This window comes from Micromonospora sp. NPDC047738 (assembly GCF_040642675.1).
In the GTDB taxonomy this organism is placed as follows: Bacteria; Actinomycetota; Actinomycetes; order Mycobacteriales; family Micromonosporaceae; genus Micromonospora.
Map to the genome: position 1 here is coordinate 25758 of NZ_JBEYSO010000027.1, position 16137 is coordinate 41894.

17 protein-coding genes are annotated in these 16137 nt (G+C 73.9%); 4 read left to right on the forward strand and 13 right to left on the reverse strand.

Annotation, left to right across the window (positions count from 1 at the left end; genetic code table 11):
* Positions 1-10: 10 nt before the first annotated feature.
* From ABZ783_RS29785 to ABZ783_RS29820, 8 genes are all read right to left on the reverse strand, one after another.
* The gene (locus ABZ783_RS29785) at positions 11-1177 is read right to left on the reverse strand and encodes an acyltransferase (RefSeq protein ID WP_357443906.1); all 1167 of its coding nucleotides are present in this window, start codon (positions 1175-1177) and stop codon (positions 11-13) included.
* Between the two features lie 207 nt (positions 1178-1384).
* On the reverse strand, positions 1385-2284 hold the full coding sequence (gene era, locus ABZ783_RS29790) for a GTPase Era (protein ID WP_357444028.1): 900 nt from the start codon (positions 2282-2284) through the stop codon (positions 1385-1387).
* A 91-nt stretch (positions 2285-2375) separates the two neighbouring features.
* On the reverse strand, positions 2376-2762 hold the full coding sequence (locus ABZ783_RS29795; RefSeq protein WP_357443908.1) for a cytidine deaminase: 387 nt from the start codon (positions 2760-2762) through the stop codon (positions 2376-2378).
* Complete coding sequence (locus ABZ783_RS29800) at positions 2755-4161, reverse strand: hemolysin family protein (protein ID WP_357444030.1); 1407 nt, start codon at positions 4159-4161, stop codon at positions 2755-2757. The genes ABZ783_RS29795 and ABZ783_RS29800 overlap by 8 nt, the downstream gene beginning before the upstream one ends.
* A complete protein-coding gene (gene ybeY, locus ABZ783_RS29805; RefSeq protein ID WP_357443910.1) occupies positions 4137-4610 on the reverse strand; it encodes an rRNA maturation RNase YbeY in 474 nt (157 codons plus the stop codon). Before ybeY ends, ABZ783_RS29800 begins: the two co-directional genes overlap by 25 nt.
* An 18-nt stretch (positions 4611-4628) precedes the next feature.
* Complete coding sequence (locus tag ABZ783_RS29810) at positions 4629-5687, reverse strand: PhoH family protein (protein WP_357443913.1); 1059 nt, start codon at positions 5685-5687, stop codon at positions 4629-4631.
* A gap of 138 nt (positions 5688-5825) precedes the next feature.
* Complete coding sequence (locus ABZ783_RS29815) at positions 5826-7196, reverse strand: serine hydrolase domain-containing protein (RefSeq protein ID WP_357443915.1); 1371 nt, start codon at positions 7194-7196, stop codon at positions 5826-5828.
* Between the two features lie 21 nt (positions 7197-7217).
* Positions 7218-7568, reverse strand: coding sequence for a histidine triad nucleotide-binding protein (locus ABZ783_RS29820; RefSeq protein ID WP_073839362.1), 351 nt, complete (start codon positions 7566-7568; stop codon positions 7218-7220).
* 93 nt (positions 7569-7661) lie between these two features.
* On the opposite strand from ABZ783_RS29820, the gene ABZ783_RS29825 reads away from it, so the two are divergent.
* Positions 7662-8423, forward strand: coding sequence for an SDR family oxidoreductase (locus tag ABZ783_RS29825; RefSeq protein WP_357443917.1), 762 nt, complete (start codon positions 7662-7664; stop codon positions 8421-8423).
* Positions 8424-8447: 24 nt separating this feature from the next.
* Here the strand turns inward: ABZ783_RS29825 and ABZ783_RS29830 are convergent, their stop codons facing one another.
* From ABZ783_RS29830 to hrcA, 3 genes are all read right to left on the reverse strand, one after another.
* Positions 8448-9182: a 16S rRNA (uracil(1498)-N(3))-methyltransferase gene (locus ABZ783_RS29830; RefSeq protein WP_357444032.1), complete on the reverse strand. Its 735-nt coding sequence runs from the start codon at positions 9180-9182 to the stop codon at positions 8448-8450.
* 1 nt (position 9183) lies between these two features.
* A complete protein-coding gene (gene dnaJ, locus ABZ783_RS29835; RefSeq protein ID WP_198940665.1) occupies positions 9184-10326 on the reverse strand; it encodes a molecular chaperone DnaJ in 1143 nt (380 codons plus the stop codon).
* Between the two features lie 73 nt (positions 10327-10399).
* On the reverse strand, positions 10400-11422 hold the full coding sequence (gene hrcA, locus ABZ783_RS29840) for a heat-inducible transcriptional repressor HrcA (protein ID WP_073839846.1): 1023 nt from the start codon (positions 11420-11422) through the stop codon (positions 10400-10402).
* Between the two features lie 259 nt (positions 11423-11681).
* Between hrcA and ABZ783_RS29845 the strand changes: the two genes are divergently transcribed.
* Positions 11682-12320: a DUF4870 domain-containing protein gene (locus ABZ783_RS29845; protein ID WP_357443919.1), complete on the forward strand. Its 639-nt coding sequence runs from the start codon at positions 11682-11684 to the stop codon at positions 12318-12320.
* Positions 12321-12363: 43 nt separating this feature from the next.
* On the opposite strand, the gene hemW is transcribed toward ABZ783_RS29845, so the two are convergent.
* Positions 12364-13587, reverse strand: coding sequence for a radical SAM family heme chaperone HemW (hemW, locus tag ABZ783_RS29850; protein ID WP_357443921.1), 1224 nt, complete (start codon positions 13585-13587; stop codon positions 12364-12366).
* Between the two features lie 19 nt (positions 13588-13606).
* Here hemW and ABZ783_RS29855 point away from each other — a divergent pair, with 19 nt between their 5' ends.
* A complete protein-coding gene (locus ABZ783_RS29855) occupies positions 13607-14392 on the forward strand; it encodes an enoyl-CoA hydratase-related protein (RefSeq protein ID WP_357443923.1) in 786 nt (261 codons plus the stop codon).
* 131 nt (positions 14393-14523) lie between these two features.
* Positions 14524-15390 (forward strand): hypothetical protein, encoded by an 867-nt coding sequence (locus ABZ783_RS29860; protein ID WP_357443925.1) that lies wholly within the window; start codon positions 14524-14526, stop codon positions 15388-15390.
* Between the two features lie 100 nt (positions 15391-15490).
* Here ABZ783_RS29860 and ABZ783_RS29865 read toward each other — a convergent pair whose 3' ends face one another.
* On the reverse strand, positions 15491-16135 hold the full coding sequence (locus ABZ783_RS29865) for an MOSC domain-containing protein (protein WP_357443927.1): 645 nt from the start codon (positions 16133-16135) through the stop codon (positions 15491-15493).
* Positions 16136-16137 lie beyond the last annotated feature (2 nt).

Below are 16137 nucleotides of genomic sequence, written 5' to 3' on the forward strand. Positions count from 1 at the left end.
GGCGGCGGGGTCAGCCGGCGCCGAGTTCGGTGCCGGACCGGTCGCCGGCGCGCCGGGGCTCGGGAACCCGGCGCGGGGCGGTCGGGCGGGCCGCGCCGGCCGCCGCCAGCTCGCTCTCCGCCCCGGCCGGGGCGGGGCTGGCCGGTGCGGTGGCCGCCCGCTCGGCCAGGGCCGGCCGAGGCCGGCCGGGGACCAGCTCCGGCGTACGCCGGGCCGCCACGTCCTCGACCCAGCCGACCAGCAGGGTGACCACGCCGACCAGCGCGAACACCAGCACCACCCGGATCGCCAGGCCGAGCGGGTCGCGCGGGGTCCAGCCGACCAGACCGACCAGCGGAGTGAGCGCCACCACGAACGGCATGTGCCACAGGTAGATGGTCAGCGCCCGACGGTTCAGCACGGTGACCGCCCGGCTCAGCAGGGGGATGCGGTCGACCCAGGCCGCCTCGGCCGGGGCCCGGCCGATCGCCACCAGGATGAACGCCGCCGACCAGAGCGCGTTGCCGAGGTGGATGTCGTTCAGGTCGTAGCCGCGCGGGCCGGGGTGGGTGAAGATCCAGCCCAGGCCGGCGGCGCCGAGGGCGAGCGCCACGGGTACCAGGACCCGGTTGCTCATCCGGCGCAGCATGCCGTCGTGGTGGGCGAAGCCCAGCAGCCAGGCGCCGAAGTACAGGCCGAACTCGCGCAGCACGCCCGGCGCGTCCGGGTAGACGCCCATCTCGATCAGCACGAGCAGCGCGTACGGGGCGAGCAGGGTGGGCAGCGGCGCCCGGCGGAACAGCCACAACGCGAGCGGCGAGGCCAGCACGAACCACAGGTAGTCCCGGAGATACCAGATGGGGCTCAGGGCCAGGCCGCCCCAGTAGTTGGCCGGCGGGTCGCTGACCGGGAAGAGCCAGAGCAGCACCTTCGGGCTGAACGGCAGCCCGGTGAGCAGCATGGCCGGCACGAAGACCAGGGCGAGCACCCAGAGCGACGGCAGCAGGCGACGCAGCCGGCGCGCCACGGCCGGCGCGCCGGTCCGGTCCAGCGAGGCCGCCATCAGCGAGCCGGCGAGCGCGAACATCACCGACATCGCCGGGAAGATCAGCGTCAAGGTCGCCGATCCGATCACGTGGTAGACGACGACTCGCACGATGGCCAGGAAGCGGAGCAGGTCCAGGTATCGGTTTCGCATAAGCCTGCATCTATGTCCGGGGGCTGGGGATCAACCTCTCCCTACCCTCCGACCCGAGGCGGCGAAACGGCGAGGCGCCGGGGCCAAAAGTGAAACATCCCATAAAGGCGACCGATCCGGACCAGCCGTCGAGGACCGGTCACCAGGCCCCAAAAAGCCGCACCGGCGGCGCCGGAAAGATCCGGGCCGCCGGTCGGACGTCCGTTTTCAGAAGCCGAGCTTGCGCAGCTGCTTCGGGTCGCGCTGCCAGTCCTTGGCGACCCGGACGTGCAGGTCCAGATAGACCCGGGCGCCGAGCAGCTCCTCGATCTGCCGGCGTGCGGTGGTGCCGACCTCCTTGAGCCGGCTGCCCCGGTGACCGATCATGATCGCCTTCTGGCTCGGTCGCTCGACGTACACGTCGGCGTAGATCTTGGTGAGCCGGCCCTCCGCGATCATCTCCTCCACCACGACGGCGATGGAGTGCGGCAGCTCGTCCCGTACGCCCTCCAGCGCCGCCTCACGGATCAGCTCGGCGACGAGCACCTGCTCGGGGTCGTCGGTGAGCATGTCGTCCGGGTAGAGCTGTGGCGACTCGGGCAGGTAGCCGGTCATCACGTCGACCAGGGTGTCCACCTGGTGGCCGGAGACCGCGCTCACCGGCACCACGTCGGCGAAGTCGGCCAGCTCGCTGACCGCGAGGAGCTGCTCGGCGAGCCGCCCGCGGTCCACCAGGTCGGTCTTGGTGACCACGGCCAGCACGGTCGCCTTGAGGCTGGCCAGCTCACCGGTGATGAACCGGTCGCCCCGGCCGATCGGCTCGTTGGCCGGGATGCACAGGCCGATCACGTCGACCTCGCTCCAGGTCTCCCGGACCAGGTCGTTCAGCCGCTCGCCGAGCAGCGTACGGGGGCGGTGCAGGCCAGGGGTGTCGACCAGCACGAGCTGCGACTCCGGGCGGTGCAGGACGGCCCGGATGACGTGCCGGGTGGTCTGCGGCTTGTTCGAGGTGATCGCGATCTTGGTGCCGACGATCGCGTTGGTCAGCGTCGACTTGCCGGCGTTCGGCCGCCCGACGAAACAGGCGAAACCCGCCCGGTACGGACGCGGCTCCTCCGGATCCGGCACCCCGGTCGCACTCACGCCACCGCTCCGCTTCGCTCCGCGCCGGCGTGCGGCTCCCAGGTGCTGTGCCGGATGGTTCGCTCGCTACGCTCGCTCACTCGACCACCGTGCCGAGGACGGTGCCGTCCGGCGCGGCCACGTGGATCGGCGCGTCGGCGGAGAGGTCCCGGACGGCCGCGTGCCCCGCGCCGTCCAGCGTCGAGGCCTCGGTCACCACCACGGCGGCCTCCAACCGGCTGGCGCCGGCGGCCACCGCCGAGGCGACCGCGAGCTGCAGCGCGGTCAGGGCCAGCGACGGCAGTGCCACGCTGGCCGCCGCGTACGTCCGGCCGTCCTGGTCGCGGACCGCCGCGCCCTCCACGGCGCCCACCCGGCCGCGCGCGCCCCGGGCCAGGACGACCAGCTTGCCGTCCTCGGCGCTCAGCTCGGCCAGGTCGGACGGGGTGGGCCGGGCAGCCGGCACGGCGGGTGACTCAGGCATCGGCGGGTTGCCTCTCCTCGGAACGGTTGTGGTTGCCACGGGGCTCGGCGTGCTCGCCACGGCCCCCGCTGTCGGACGCGTCGCTCGGCGCGACCCGGCGCACCAGCACGGTGTCGATCCGGTTGCGCCGCCCGGTGGTGCCCTCGGCGATCAGCCGAAGCCCGGCGACCTCGGCCTCGGCGCCCGGGATCGGCACCCGGCCGAGCGACTGGGCGAGCAGGCCGCCGACCGTCTCCACCTCGTCGGTGGGCAGTTCGGTGTCGAACAGCTCGCCCAGATTCTCCACCGGCAGCCGGGCGGCCACCCGCACGGCCCCGTCCGCCAGGTGCTCGACCGGCGGGCGTTCGACATCGTACTCGTCGGTGATCTCACCGACGATCTCCTCCAGGATGTCCTCGATGGTGACCAGGCCGCCGGTGCCGCCGTACTCGTCGACCACGATGACCAGGTGGTTGCGGGCCGCCTGCATCTCCGACAGCAGGTCGTCGACCGGCTTCGACTCCGGCACGAAGGTCGCCGGGCGCATCAGCTCGGCCACCGGCATCTGCCGGGCCTCCGGGGCACCCTGGATCCGCCGGATCAGGTCCTTGAGATAGAGCACCCCGAGCACGTCGTCCACGCTCTCCCCGATCACCGGGATCCGGGAGAAGCCGGAGCGCAGGAAGAGCGCCAGCGCCTGGGCCAGGGTCTTCCGCTCCTCGATCCACACCATCTCGGTACGCGGCACCATCACCTCGCGGGCGATGGTGTCGCCGAGCGCGAAGACCGAGTGGATCATCTGGCGTTCGCCGTGCTCCACCACTCCGCGCTGCTCGGCCAGGTCGACCAGCTCGCGCAGCTCCACCTGGGTGGCGAAGGGCCCCTCGCGGAAGCCGCGGCCCGGGGTGACCGCGTTGCCGATCAGGATCAGCAGCGAGGCGAGCGGGTTGAGGGCGCGGCCCAGCCAGCGCACCAGCGGCGCCACCGTGCGGCCCACCGCGTACGCGTGCTGCCGGCCGAGGGTGCGCGGTGCCACACCGACCACCACGAAGCTGACCACGGTCATCGCCCCGGCGGTGACCAGGGCGGCCCGCCAGCCCGCACCGAAGCTGTCCACGGCCACCAGCGCGACCAGCGTGGTGGCGGTCAGCTCGGCCAGCAGCCGGAGCAGGAGCAGCAGGTTGAGATGGCGGACGACGTCACCCGCGACCGCCTGGAGGGTACGCGCGCCGCGCGCCCCGTCCCGGGCCAGCTCGGCGGCCCGGGCCGGGGAGACGGCGGCCAGCGCCGCCTCGGTCATCGCGATGAGGCCGGCGAGCACCACCAGCCCCGCCGCGACGAAGATGAGCTGGAGATCGGGCAGTCCCGCCGGAGTGCCGGCCGCCAGGGTGGTCATCATTTGGACCGGGTCGACCGCCAGCTCGCCAACAGCCGGGCCTGGAGACCGAACATCTCCCGCTCCTCCTCCGGCTCGGCGTGGTCGTACCCGAGCAGGTGCAGCACGCCGTGCACGGTGAGCAGGTGCAGCTCGTCGGCGGCGGAGTGGCCGGCGGTGGCCGCCTGCTTGGCCGCCACCTCGGGGCAGAGCACGATGTCGCCGAGCAGGGCCGGCTCGCCGCCGGCCGGGCTGCTCTCCCCCGGACCGTGGTCGACGCTGCCCTCGTCCATGGGGAAGGCGAGCACGTCGGTCGGGCCGTCGCCGCCCATCCAGCGATGGTTCAGCTCGGCCATGTAGTCGATGTCGACCAGCAGGATGGAGAGCTCGGCGAGCGGGTTGACCCCCATCTCGTCGAGGGCGTGCCGGGCGACGGCGAGCACGGCGTCGGTGTCGACCTCGACACCCGACTCATTGGCGATCTCGATGGACAACTGTCTTCCTCTGGTGGATTAGCGGCGCCGGCCGGCCCGGCCGCCCTGGGCGGTCCGCCCGGGCACGGCGTGCACGCCCTGTGCCTGCTGGTTCTCCCGCTCGGCGTCCCAGCGGGCGTACGCGTCGACGATCTCGCCCACCAGCTTGTGGCGGACCACGTCGGCGCTGGAGAGCTGGGCGAAGTGCACGTCCTCGACGTTGCTCAGGATCTCCCGGACCACCCGCAGGCCGCTGGTCGTCCCGCCGGGCAGGTCCACCTGGGTGACGTCACCGGTGACCACGATCTTGGAACCGAAGCCGAGCCGGGTGAGGAACATCTTCATCTGCTCGGGCGTGGTGTTCTGCGCCTCGTCCAGGATGATGAACGCGTCGTTGAGCGTCCGGCCCCGCATGTACGCCAGCGGCGCCACCTCGATCGTGCCGGCCGCCATCAGCTTCGGGATGGACTCCGGGTCGAGCATGTCGTGCAGCGCGTCGTACAGCGGCCGCAGGTACGGGTCGATCTTTTCGTTCAGCGTGCCGGGCAGGAAGCCCAGCCGCTCGCCCGCCTCGACCGCCGGCCGGGTCAGGATGATCCGGTTGACCTGCTTGGCCTGGAGCGCCTGGACCGCCTTCGCCATGGCCAGGTAGGTCTTGCCGGTACCGGCGGGCCCGATGCCGAAGACGATCGTGTTGGCGTCGATCGCGTCGACGTACCGCTTCTGCCCGAGCGTCTTGGGACGGATGGTGCGGCCGCGCCGGGAGAGGATGTTGAGCGTCAGGACCTCGGCGGGCCGCTCGGCGCTGCCCTGCTCGAGCATGCCGACGGTACGCCGGACGGCGTCAGTGGTCAGGGTCTCGCCTTTCTCGATCAGTTCGAGCAGCTCGCTGAAGAGGCGCTCGGCGAGGGCGTTGTCCGCGGGCGCGCCGGTGATGGTGATCTCGTTGCCCCGCACGTGGACGTCACTGTTGACCGAGCGTTCGACGAGTCGCAGGATCTCGTCGCCCGCGCCGAGCAGGTTCACCATGATCTTCTGGTCGGGGACCGTGATCCTGGTCTGCACCCGGGGCGGGCCGGGAGGTGGGGTGCCGGTCATAGGTCGGGCCGTCGGGCCCTGCGCCACCTGCTCTCGATCTCGGTGCCGGGCCCTGCTGGCACGGCGGTCGGACGTTACGCCCATCGTATCGGGTCAACACCGGCCGCACCGCGTGCATTTCCGCCGGTAGGAGATCAACTACCGGCGGAAATCGTACCGGTCGAAGGTCTCCTGGTGGCGGGTGAAGCGGTAGGTGGCCCAGTGCATCCGGACCACCGCGCCCCGCTCGTCGCGGGTCAGCCGGAGCAGCTCGCCCACCTCCCGGCCGGCCACGGTCCGGAACACGTCCGGCCGGTCCGGGAGCGGGGCGAAGACCGCCGGCGGCTTGCCGGCCGGGTCGTCCGCGCCCCGGGCCCGCAGCGTCCCGTCGTGCCAGGAGAAGACGTACTCGAAGCCCTCGCCCCACCAGCGGCCCAGCACCCCACGCAGGTGCGCCGGGGCGGGCGGGCCCGGGCGCCACGGCTCGATCTCCGCCGGGTCGTGCTCGGCGGCGGCGGCGAGCAGCTGGTGGGGCAGCTCGAACACCGGCACGCCCGTGCCGGACGAGCCGAGCACGGCGCAGCCCATCGCGCCGGCCGTGCCGTCCCCGCCACGCCGGCCATAGACGGCGGCCAGGAAACCGGGCATCGCCCCGTCGTGCCCCACGTGCACCACCCGTTGCGGCTGCGGCACCAGGATCAGGCCGAGCCCGAAGCCGGCGGCCCACACCGTCTCGTCGGTCGTGGTGAGCGGCCAGCGCATCTCGTCGAGGGTCGCCGGGGCGAGCACCGCGCCGGCCGGGTCCAGCGCCGCCGGGTCGGCCAGGAAGGCGGCCCAGCGCGCCATGTCCGGCGCGGTGCTCCAGAGCTGCGCCGCCGGGGCCACCGCGCCGAAGTCGGTCGGCGGTTCCGGGTGCGCCTCGTCGGAGTACGCGTCGACCAGGAACCCGGTCGCCGCCCGCTCGCCCGGGGTGAGGCCGGTCCCGGTCAGCCCGAGCGGGACGAGCACCCGCTCGGCGAGCGCCTCGGCCCAGGTGCCGCCCCGCAGCCGGGCGACCAGCTCGCCGAGGAGGGCCATGCCGAGGTTGGAGTAGTGGTAACGGCGGCCGGTCGGCAGCACCCGCTCCACCCGGGCCAGGTCGGCGAGCAGCTCGTCGACGCCGGGCGCCCGCAGGCTGTCCCACACGTCGCCATGCGGCTCGCGTTGCAGGCCGGCGGTGTGCGACAGCAGCCGGCGTACGGTCAGCTCGCCGTGCGCCGGCAGGTCGAGGTGCCGCCCGATCGGGTCGTCCAGGTCGAGCAGCCCGTCGTCGCGGCACTGCATGACCAGCACGGCGGTGAAGGTCTTGGTGACCGAGCCGATCCGGAACACCGTCTCCGGGCCGAGCGGGTTGTCGTTGCCGGTCCCGCCGACCGTGCAGGTCCAGAGCGGCCGGTCCGCGCGGTGCAGGGCGGCCGAGACCGCCGGGATCCGTCCCTGGACCTGCGCCTGCCGCACCATCCGGTCGAGCCGGTCATGCACCGTGATCATGCGTGCAGTCTAGGGACGGCCTCAGCGGCAGAGCATCGGGCCGAGCGGCGCACCGCCGAACACGTGCGCGTGCACGTGGAAGACCTCCTGGCCGGCGTACGCCCCGGTGTTGAACATCAGCCGAAAGCCGTCCGCGAGCAGCCCCTCCTCCTCGGCCACCGTGGCGGCCGTGGCGAGCACCTCGCCGGCCAGCCCCGGGTCGCCCTGGGCCAGGGTGGCCACGTCCGCGTAGTGCTCCTTGGGGATGACCAGCACGTGCGTCGGCGCCTGGGGGTTGATGTCCCGGAAGGCGAGGGTGGTGGCGGTCTCCCGCACGATGGTGGCCGGGATCTCCCCGGCGACGATCCGGCAGAACAGGCAGTCGGTTCCCATTCGGGCAGTGTAAGGAAGCGGCCCGGTGGACGGGTTCCGCCTGGGGCGGGCCCGTTGTCGGCCGGCGCGGCCCGGTGCGGCACGATGGCGCGCATGACGGGACGGGCGGTACTGGTAACGGGGGCCTCGCGCGGCATCGGACGTGCGGTGGCGCGGGCGTTCGCGGCGAGCGGGGACCGGGTGGCGATCCACCACCGGGACTCGGCGGAGCTGGCCGAGCGGGTACGCGCCGAACTGCCCGGCGAGGGCCACGTGGTGGTCCGCGCCGACCTGACCGACCCGGACGCCGTCCGGGCGATGGTCGACGCGGCGGCGGAACGCCTGGGCGGGCTGGACGTGCTGGTCAACAATGCCGGCGTGTACGGCCCCCGGGACCTGCCGCACCCGGTCTTCGGCAACACCTACGAGCAGTGGCGCGAGCAGTGGCGGCTGGTGCTGGAGACCAACCTGACCGGGGCCGCCAACGTCACCTGGTGCGCCGCCCAGCACATGCGCGCGGGGGGTGGCCGGATCGTCAACGTCTCCTCGCGGGGCGCCTTCCGGGGAGAGCCGGAGCAGCCCGCGTACGGGGCGAGCAAGGCCGGGTTGAACGCGCTCGGTCAGTCGCTGGCGCTGGCCCTGGCCCCGTACGGCATCGCGGTGGCCACGGTGGCGCCCGGCTTCGTCGAGACGGACATGACCACCACCCACCTCAGCGGCGAGCGCGGCGACGCGATCCGCGCGCAGAGCCCGTTCCGGCGGGTGGCGCGCCCCGAGGAGATCGCCGCCGCGGTGCACTGGCTGGCCAGCCCCGAGGCCGAGTGGGCCTCCGGCACCATCGTCGACCTCAACGGCGCCTCCTACCTGCGCAGCTGACCGCGGCAGAGCCCGATTCCCGAACTACCAGCGGCCGAGGCGGGCGGAGAGGACGCTCAGCGCGGCCACGCCGGCCGTCGACGTGCGCAGCACCGCAGGGCCGAGCCGGACGGTACGCGCGCCGGCCGCGCGGAAGGCGGACAGCTCGGCCGGGGCGATGCCGCCCTCCGGGCCGACCACCAGCACGATCTCGCCGGTCTCCGGCAGCTCGGCGGTGGCCAGCCGCTCCTCGGCCTCCTCGTGCAGCACGAACGCGGCGGCCGCCCCGGCGATCCGCCGAGCCACCGTCGGGGTCGACTCGTCGGGCGTACCGGCCACGATCGGCAGCCAGGCGCGGCGGGCCTGCTTGGCCGCCTCCCGGGCCGTGGCCACCCACTTCTCCCGGGCCCGTACGCCCCGGTCGCCGCGCCACTGCACGACCGAGCGGGACGCCGCCCAGGGCACGATCTCGTCCACCCCGACCTCGGTCATCGCCTGCACGGCCAGCTCGCCCCGGTCGCCCTTGGCGATGCCCTGCACCACCACGAGCCGGGGGACGGACGCGTCGACGTACCCCCGGGAGGTGACCGCCAGGTCGAGGGTGCCCCGGCCGACGGCGGTGACCACCGCGGCGGCGGTGCCGCCCCGGCCGTCGGCGAGCAGCAACTCCTCGCCGACCCGCAGCCGCTGGACGGTGGCGGCGTGGTGCCCCTCCGGGCCGTCGAGCGTCAGCGTGTCACCGGTGGGCAGCGCCTCGACCAGGAACAGCGGCGCCGACACCTCAGGCGTGCCCGTTGAAGGCGTCACGCATCCGGGAGAAGAAGCCGCCCTGCTTGGTCAGCTCGGCGACCTCCTCGCCGCGGGTCTTGGCGAACTCGCGCAGCATCCGCTCCTGCTCGGCGTCGAGCTTCGTCGGGGTACGCACGTCGAGGTGGACGTAGAGGTCGCCCCGGCCGGTGCCGCGCAGGTGCGGTACGCCCCGGGCGCGCAGCCTCAGCGTGCTGCCCGGCTGGGTGCCGGACTTGACGTCCACCGTCTCCTCGCTGTCCAGCGTCTTGATGGTCAGCCGGGTGCCGAGCGCGGCGGCGGTCATCGGCACGGTGACCCGGCAGTGCAGGTCGTCGCCCTTGCGGGAGTAGACGTCGTGCGGCCGCTCGTGGATCTCCACGTAGAGGTCGCCGGCGGTGCCGCCGCCGGGGCCGACCTCGCCCTGCTGGGCCAGCCGGATCCGCATGCCGTCCTCGACCCCGGCTGGGATCTTGACGGTGAGCGAGCGGCGGGTCCGCACCCGGCCGTCGCCGGCGCAGGTCGGGCAGGGGTGCGGGATGGTGGTGCCGTAGCCCTGGCAGACCGTGCACGGCCGGGCGGAGACCACCTGGCCGAGGAAGGTCCGCTGCACCGACTGCACCTCACCCCGGCCGCCGCACGCCTCGCAGGTGGCCAGGTGGGTGCCGGCCGCGGTGCCCGCGCCGGAACAGGTGGTGCAGAGCACCGCGGTGTCGACGGTGATCGGGGCCTCGACACCGAACGCGGTCTCGTGCAGGTCCAGCTCCAGCCGCAGGATCGCGTCGGCGCCCGGCCGGGTACGCGGGCGCGGCCCCCGGCTGCCGCCGGCCGCCCCACCGAAGAACGCGTCCATGATGTCCTGGAACCCGACGAACGGCCCGGCGCCGCCCGGGCCGCCCGGACCCGCGCCCCCACCGCCGGGCGCGAGCGGGTCGCCGCCCAGGTCGACGATCTGCCGTTTCCGGTCGTCCGAGAGGACCTCGTACGCGGCGTTGATGTCCTTGAACTTCTCCTGTGCCTCCGGATCCGGATTGACGTCCGGATGGAACTGCCGCGCCAGCTTGCGGTAGGCGCGCTTGATCTCGTCGTCGGAGGCGTCCCGGCTCACGCCGAGAATGCCGTAGTAGTCCCTGGCCACTGCGTTCCGTGTCCTCATGTTCGTCTCGCGTTGCGCGGTCGTCGGCCACTTTCCGGCCGGCGGCCCTGACTGGTCAGTTCTGGGCCAGCAGATCGCCCACGTAGCGTGCCACGGCCCGCACTGTGGCGATGGTGCCGGGGTAGTCCATCCGGGTCGGTCCGAGCACGCCGAGTCCACCGACGATGGTGCTGCCGGGGCCGTAGCCGGTGCTGACCACGGAGGCGGCGCGCAGGTTGTCGATCTCGTTCTCGTCGCCGATCAGCACCCGGGTGGTGCTCGGCTCGGCCTCACCGATGAGCTTGAGCAGCACGACCTCCTCCTCGAGCGCCTCGAGGATGGGGCGCAGCGAACCCTGGAAGTCCAGCAGACCACCCCGGGTGAGGTTGGCGGTGCCGGCCAGCGCGATGCGCTCCTCGTGCCGCTCGACCAGCGTCTCCAGCAGCACGCTGGAGAGCGTGGCCATGGCCGGGCGCAGCTGCGGCGAGGACTCGTCCACCAGCGCCTGGACCAGCGGCGGGGTGTCCGCCAGCAGGGTGCCGACCAGCTTCTCGTTGACCAGCCGGCGCAGGTCGGTGACGTCGTCGGCGGGGATCGGCCCGGGCAGCTCGACCAGCCGCTGCTCGACCCGCCCGGTGTCGGCGATCATGACCACCATCAGCCGGGTGGTGGAGATCGGCACCAGTTCCAGGTGGCGCACCTTGGAGCGGGCCAGACTCGGGTACTGCACCACGGCGACCTGCCGGGTGAGCTGGGCCAGCAGCCGGACCGTGCGGTGCACCACGTCGTCCAGGTCGACCGCGCCGACCAGGAAGCGCTCGATGGCCCGGCGCTCGGCGGGGCTGAGCGGCTTGACCCGGGAGAGCCGGTCGACGAAGAGCCGGTAGCCGCGGTCGGTGGGCACCCGGCCGGCGCTGGTGTGCGGCTGCCGGATGTAGCCCTCCTCCTCCAGCACCGCCATGTCGTTGCGGACCGTGGCCGGGGAGACGCCCAGCTGGTGCCGCTCGACCAGGGCCTTGCTGCCCACGGGCTCCTGCGTGGCGACGTAGTCCTCGACGATCGCGCGCAGCACGGCGAGCTTGCGGTCGTCGAGACCCATCTCCCCACCTCCTGACGCGCCTCGGCCCGCCGGCGCGCGTCGCCACCCGATTGGATCAGCGGCACGCGGTGCCGACTGAGCGTCTGGCACTCGACTGTAGCGAGTGCCAGTCTACGTCGGCGTGCCCGCCGACGCGATGATCAGCGACGGACCCCCGGTGCGGGCCGCCACGCAGTCACGCCCCCTGGGCCGAACAGCCGGACATCCCGGGCGATCTCCCCCTGGCGCGCCCTTGCCCACGGGACCTACCGTGACGTCCATGACTGAACCTCCTCGCCCTCCGGGAGCGGGGGACTCCGGCGCCCAGCCGCCGGAGGCGACCCCGCCGTCGGCACCGTTCGGCTCGTCGGCGGACGAGCCCCCCACCGCACCACTGTCCGGCGCACCGGCGGGGGGCGACTATCCCCCGCCCGGTGGCTATCCGCCGCCCTCCGGCGGCCAGCCGCCGTCGGGTGGCTACCCACCGCCGGGCGGATATCCTCCGCCGGGCGGCCACGCCGCGCCCGGCGCCGGCTACCCGACCGGCGGCGGCTACGGGCCGCCCGCCGGCTACGCCAACAACGAAGACAAGACCTGGGCCCTGGTCGCGCACTTCGGCGGCGCGGCGGCGATGTTCATCAGCGCCGGTGTGCTGGGTTGGCTCCCGCCGCTGGTCTCGATGCTGGCCCGGGGCAACCAGTCCCCGACCGTGCGCCAGCACGCGGTCGCGGCGCTCAACTTCCAGCTGCTCTGGTCGATCGTGGGCCTGGTCGGCTGGATCCTGAGCTGCATCCTGATCGGCTTCCTCGGCGTCGGCGCGGCCGTCATCCTCGGGGTGGTGTTCGGCATCCTCGCCGGGGTCAAGGCCAACGAGGGCCAGTTCTACCAGTATCCGATGAGCCTCAGCCTGATCAAGTGACCCTGACCCGGCCGGCCTCCGGGTCGGCCGGGTCCGGCATCGCTCAGGGCAGCAGGTCGCGGACCACCGCGTCGGCCAGCAACCGGCCGCGCAGGGTCAGCACGGCCCGGCCGGCCGCGTACGCGTCGGGGGCCAGCAGGCCGTCGGCCAGCGCCCGCTCGGCGCCGGCCCGGCCGGCCGGGTCCAGCACGTCCAGCGGCAGGCCGGCGGCGAGCCGCAGCCGCAGCATCACGTCCTCCATGTGCGCCTCGTCCCGGGTGAGCACCTCCCGGGCCAGGCCGGGCGACTCCCCGGCGGCCAGGCGCTGCGCGTACGCGGTGGGGTGCTTGACGTTCCACCAGCGCACGCCGCCGACGTGGCTGTGCGCCCCCGGGCCGAGGCCCCACCAGTCGGCACCGGTCCAGTAGAGCAGGTTGTGCCGGCACCGGGCCGCCGCGGAGCGCGCCCAGTTGGAGACCTCGTACCAGGTGAAGCCGGCCGCGTGGAGGGCGGCCTCGGCGGCCAGGTAGCGGTCCGCCGCCACGTCGTCGCTCGGGTACGGCAGCTCGCCGCGGCGCATCCGCGCGGCCAGCCGGGTGCCGTCCTCCACGATCAGGGCGTACGCGCTGACGTGGTCCACACCTGCGGCCACCACCTGCTCCAGCGAGGCGGCGAAGTCCTCGGCGGTCTCCCCCGGCGTGCCGTAGATCAGGTCCAGGTTCACGTGGTCGAACCCGGCGTCCCGCGCCTCCAGGGCGGCTGCGGTGGCCCGGCCGGCGCTGTGCCGCCGGTCGAGGACGGCCAGCACCCCGGGCGCGGCGGACTGCATGCCGAGCGAGATCCGGGTGTAGCCGGCCGCCCGCAGCGTCTTGAGCGACTCCGGGGTGACCGACTCGGGGTTGGCCTCGGTGGTCACCTCGACGTCGGCGGCCAGCCCCCAGGTGCGGTCGATGCCGTCGAGGATCCGGGCCAGGTCGTCGGCGGGGAGCAGGGTGGGCGTGCCGCCGCCCACGAAGACGGTGTCCACCCGGGGCGGCGGGCTGTCGCCCAGCACCCGGCCGGCGAGGGCCAGCTCGGCCAGGACCGTGTCGGCGTAGCTCTCCCGGCTGGCCCCGCCGCCCAGTTCGGCCGCCGTGTACGTGTTGAAGTCGCAGTAACCGCACCGGCTGGCGCAGAACGGGACGTGCACGTACACCCCGAAGCCGCGGGCGCCGACGGCGCGGCGGGCGGCAGCGGGCAGCGATCCGTCACGCGGGACGGATTCGCCTTCTGGAAGGACGCCGGGCATGGCCACTAGTGTGCCCGGCATGACCTCTCCGGACGCTCTCGTGCGGGTCGCCACGGCCCGTGGGGTGACCACCCTCACCCTGGACAGCCCGCACAACCGCAACGCGCTCTCCACCCCGCTGATGACCGAGCTGCTGGCCGGGCTCGCCGCGGCGGTCGCCGACGACGCGGTCCGGGTGATCGTGCTGGACCACACCGGGCCGGTCTTCTGCTCCGGGGCGGACCTCAAGGAGACCGCCGCCGCGTACGCCAGCGGGACGGTGCCGGCCGGGATGCTGGGCGACGTGCTGGTGGCGGTCCGGGAGTGCCCGAAGCCGGTGCTGGCGAAGGTGGCCGGGCCGGCGCGGGCCGGTGGGCTGGGGCTGATCGCCGCGGCCGACCTGGCGGTCTGCGCCGAGGAGGCGACGTTCGCCTTCACCGAGGTCCGGATCGGGGTGATCCCGGCGGTGATCTCGGCGACCGTGCTGCCGCGGCTGCACCCCCGGGCCGCCACCGAGCTGTACCTGACCGGCGACACCTTCGACGGTCGGCGGGCCGCGGAGATCGGCCTGGTCACCGCCGCGGTGCCGGCGGACGACCTGGACGCCGCGGTGGCACGCTACTGCGCCTCGTTGGTGAAGGGGGCGCCGAACGCCCTCGCCGGCACCAAGGAGCTGCTGCGCCGGCCGGCCGCGACCGACCTGCGCGCGGAGATCGCCGAGTTGGCCACGCGGTCCACCGGGTACTTCCTCTCGGCCGAGGGTCGCGAGGGCGTGGCCGCGTTCCGGGAGAAGCGGCCCGCCGCCTGGGTGCCCACCGGAGACTGAGGCCGACGGGTCTCCGCACGTGGGGCCGGACGCGGTCGGTGGCGGGGCGGTGACGGAACGGGAGACAACCGGTCGGACGACCCGGTTGGTGCGGCGCGGGACGTACGCTTGTCGGACTGTCGGGACAGGGGGTGCGGGTGCGAACTCGGGTTGCAGTCGTGGCAGGCGGTGTGGTGGTGGCGATCGTCGCCCTGCTCGGCGTCTGGTTCGTCACGAAGCAGTTCGGGCAGCACCTCCGCCTGCCGATGGCCAGCCGGACCTGCACCGTGCAGGCCGACGGGCGGGTGGTGCTCAGCGCCGAGCAGATGGCCAACGCGGCCACGATCGCGGCGATCGGGGTGCAGCGGCAGATGCCCGAGCGAGCCGTGGTGGTGGCGCTGGCGACCGCGTACCAGGAGTCGCACCTGCGCAACATCGCACACGGCGACCGGGACTCGCTGGGCCTGTTCCAGCAGCGCCCGAGCCAGGGCTGGGGCACCCCCGAGCAGGTCCAGGACCCGCGCTACGCGGCGAGGAAGTTCTATGCCGCGCTGAAGAAGGTCCGGGGCTGGGAGGAGATGCGGGTCACCGAGGCCGCGCAGCGGGTGCAGCGGTCGGCCTACCCCGAGGCGTACCAGAAGTGGGCCGACGAGTCGGAGGTCCTCACCCGCGCGCTGCTCGGCGACGCGACCGCCGCGGTGGCCTGCACCGTCGGGCTGACGCCGACGATGCGCGGTCCGGCCGCGGCGACGGCCCTGGTGGAGAGCCTGACCCTGGACTGGGGGCTGTCCGGCCTCACCCCACCGACCGACCTGACCGGGTTCGCCGTCCCGGCGGCGGACAGCCGCAACGGCTGGCGGTACGCCCACTGGCTGGTCTCCCACGCCGACGACCACGGGGTGAAGCGGGTCCGCTTCGGCGACCTGGAGTGGACCGCCGAGCACGGCACCTGGGACAAGGTGAAGGGCAGCCGGGCCGCGTCGACCCAGGTGCTGGCGGAGGTCTTCGCCGCCACGTGACCCGGGGCCCGGGCAGCGCGGCCGCCAGCCGGGGCCGACGCCGCCGGCGAGCGCCAGGTGGCAGTCGGTGAGCGGTTGCAGGCCGGCGAGGGCGCGCCGGTCAGCGGCCGGCGGCGCCCAGGCGGCGAAGGACCTTCGCCCGGATCGGCTCGGGCAGCTCCGGCACGTCGGCCAGCCGGGGCAGCAGCTCGGGCTCCAGCGTGGTCGCCCGGAACACCTCGCCGATGGTCACCTCGTGCGCCGGGCGCTCCACCACCTCCACCGGGTCGCCCGCGCCGATCTCCCCCTCGCGCAGCACCCGCAGGTACGCCCCGGGCGAGGCCCGGACGGTGAACCGCTTGATCAGGTCAGGTACGCCCCAGAAACCGGCGAAGGTGGTGCACGGGGTGCGCGGCTTGGTCACCTCCAGCAGGGCGGAGCCGACCGCCCACCGCTCGCCGATGACCGCCCCGGTGACGTCCACCGCGTAGGTGGTGAGGTTCTCGCCGAAGGCACCCGGACGCAGCGGCCGGCCCAACTCGGTGGCCCACCAGTCGGCGTCCTCCGCGGCGTACGCGTACACCGCCTGGTCGGGGCCGCCGTGGTGGGCCCGCTCGCCGATGAAGTCGCCGGCGACCCCGTCGAACCGGACCAGCACCGGGCCGTCGGCCGGCCGCTTGTCGATCCCGCTGCGGCCGCTCGGGTCGCCCGCCCACTCCGCCTCGGTCACCACGCCGAGGTTCACCGCCGCCAGCCTGCCCGTCATGG

Bases quoted from the DNA above. Each gene is read 5' to 3' on its own strand.
- ABZ783_RS29785 (WP_357443906.1), bottom strand. From the start codon at position 1,177: ATGCGAAACCGATACCTGGACCTGCTCCGCTTCCTGGCCATCGTGCGA.
- hemW (WP_357443921.1), bottom strand. From the start codon at position 13,587: ATGCCCGGCGTCCTTCCAGAAGGCGAATCCGTCCCGCGTGACGGATCG.
- ABZ783_RS29845 (WP_357443919.1), top strand. From the start codon at position 11,682: ATGACTGAACCTCCTCGCCCTCCGGGAGCGGGGGACTCCGGCGCCCAG.
- ABZ783_RS29825 (WP_357443917.1), top strand. From the start codon at position 7,662: ATGACGGGACGGGCGGTACTGGTAACGGGGGCCTCGCGCGGCATCGGA.
- ABZ783_RS29810 (WP_357443913.1), bottom strand. From the start codon at position 5,687: ATGACCGGCACCCCACCTCCCGGCCCGCCCCGGGTGCAGACCAGGATC.
- ABZ783_RS29865 (WP_357443927.1), bottom strand. From the start codon at position 16,135: ATGACGGGCAGGCTGGCGGCGGTGAACCTCGGCGTGGTGACCGAGGCG.
- hrcA (WP_073839846.1), bottom strand. From the start codon at position 11,422: ATGGGTCTCGACGACCGCAAGCTCGCCGTGCTGCGCGCGATCGTCGAG.
- ABZ783_RS29815 (WP_357443915.1), bottom strand. From the start codon at position 7,196: ATGATCACGGTGCATGACCGGCTCGACCGGATGGTGCGGCAGGCGCAG.
- ABZ783_RS29855 (WP_357443923.1), top strand. From the start codon at position 13,607: ATGACCTCTCCGGACGCTCTCGTGCGGGTCGCCACGGCCCGTGGGGTG.
- ABZ783_RS29795 (WP_357443908.1), bottom strand. From the start codon at position 2,762: ATGCCTGAGTCACCCGCCGTGCCGGCTGCCCGGCCCACCCCGTCCGAC.
- ABZ783_RS29820 (WP_073839362.1), bottom strand. From the start codon at position 7,568: ATGGGAACCGACTGCCTGTTCTGCCGGATCGTCGCCGGGGAGATCCCG.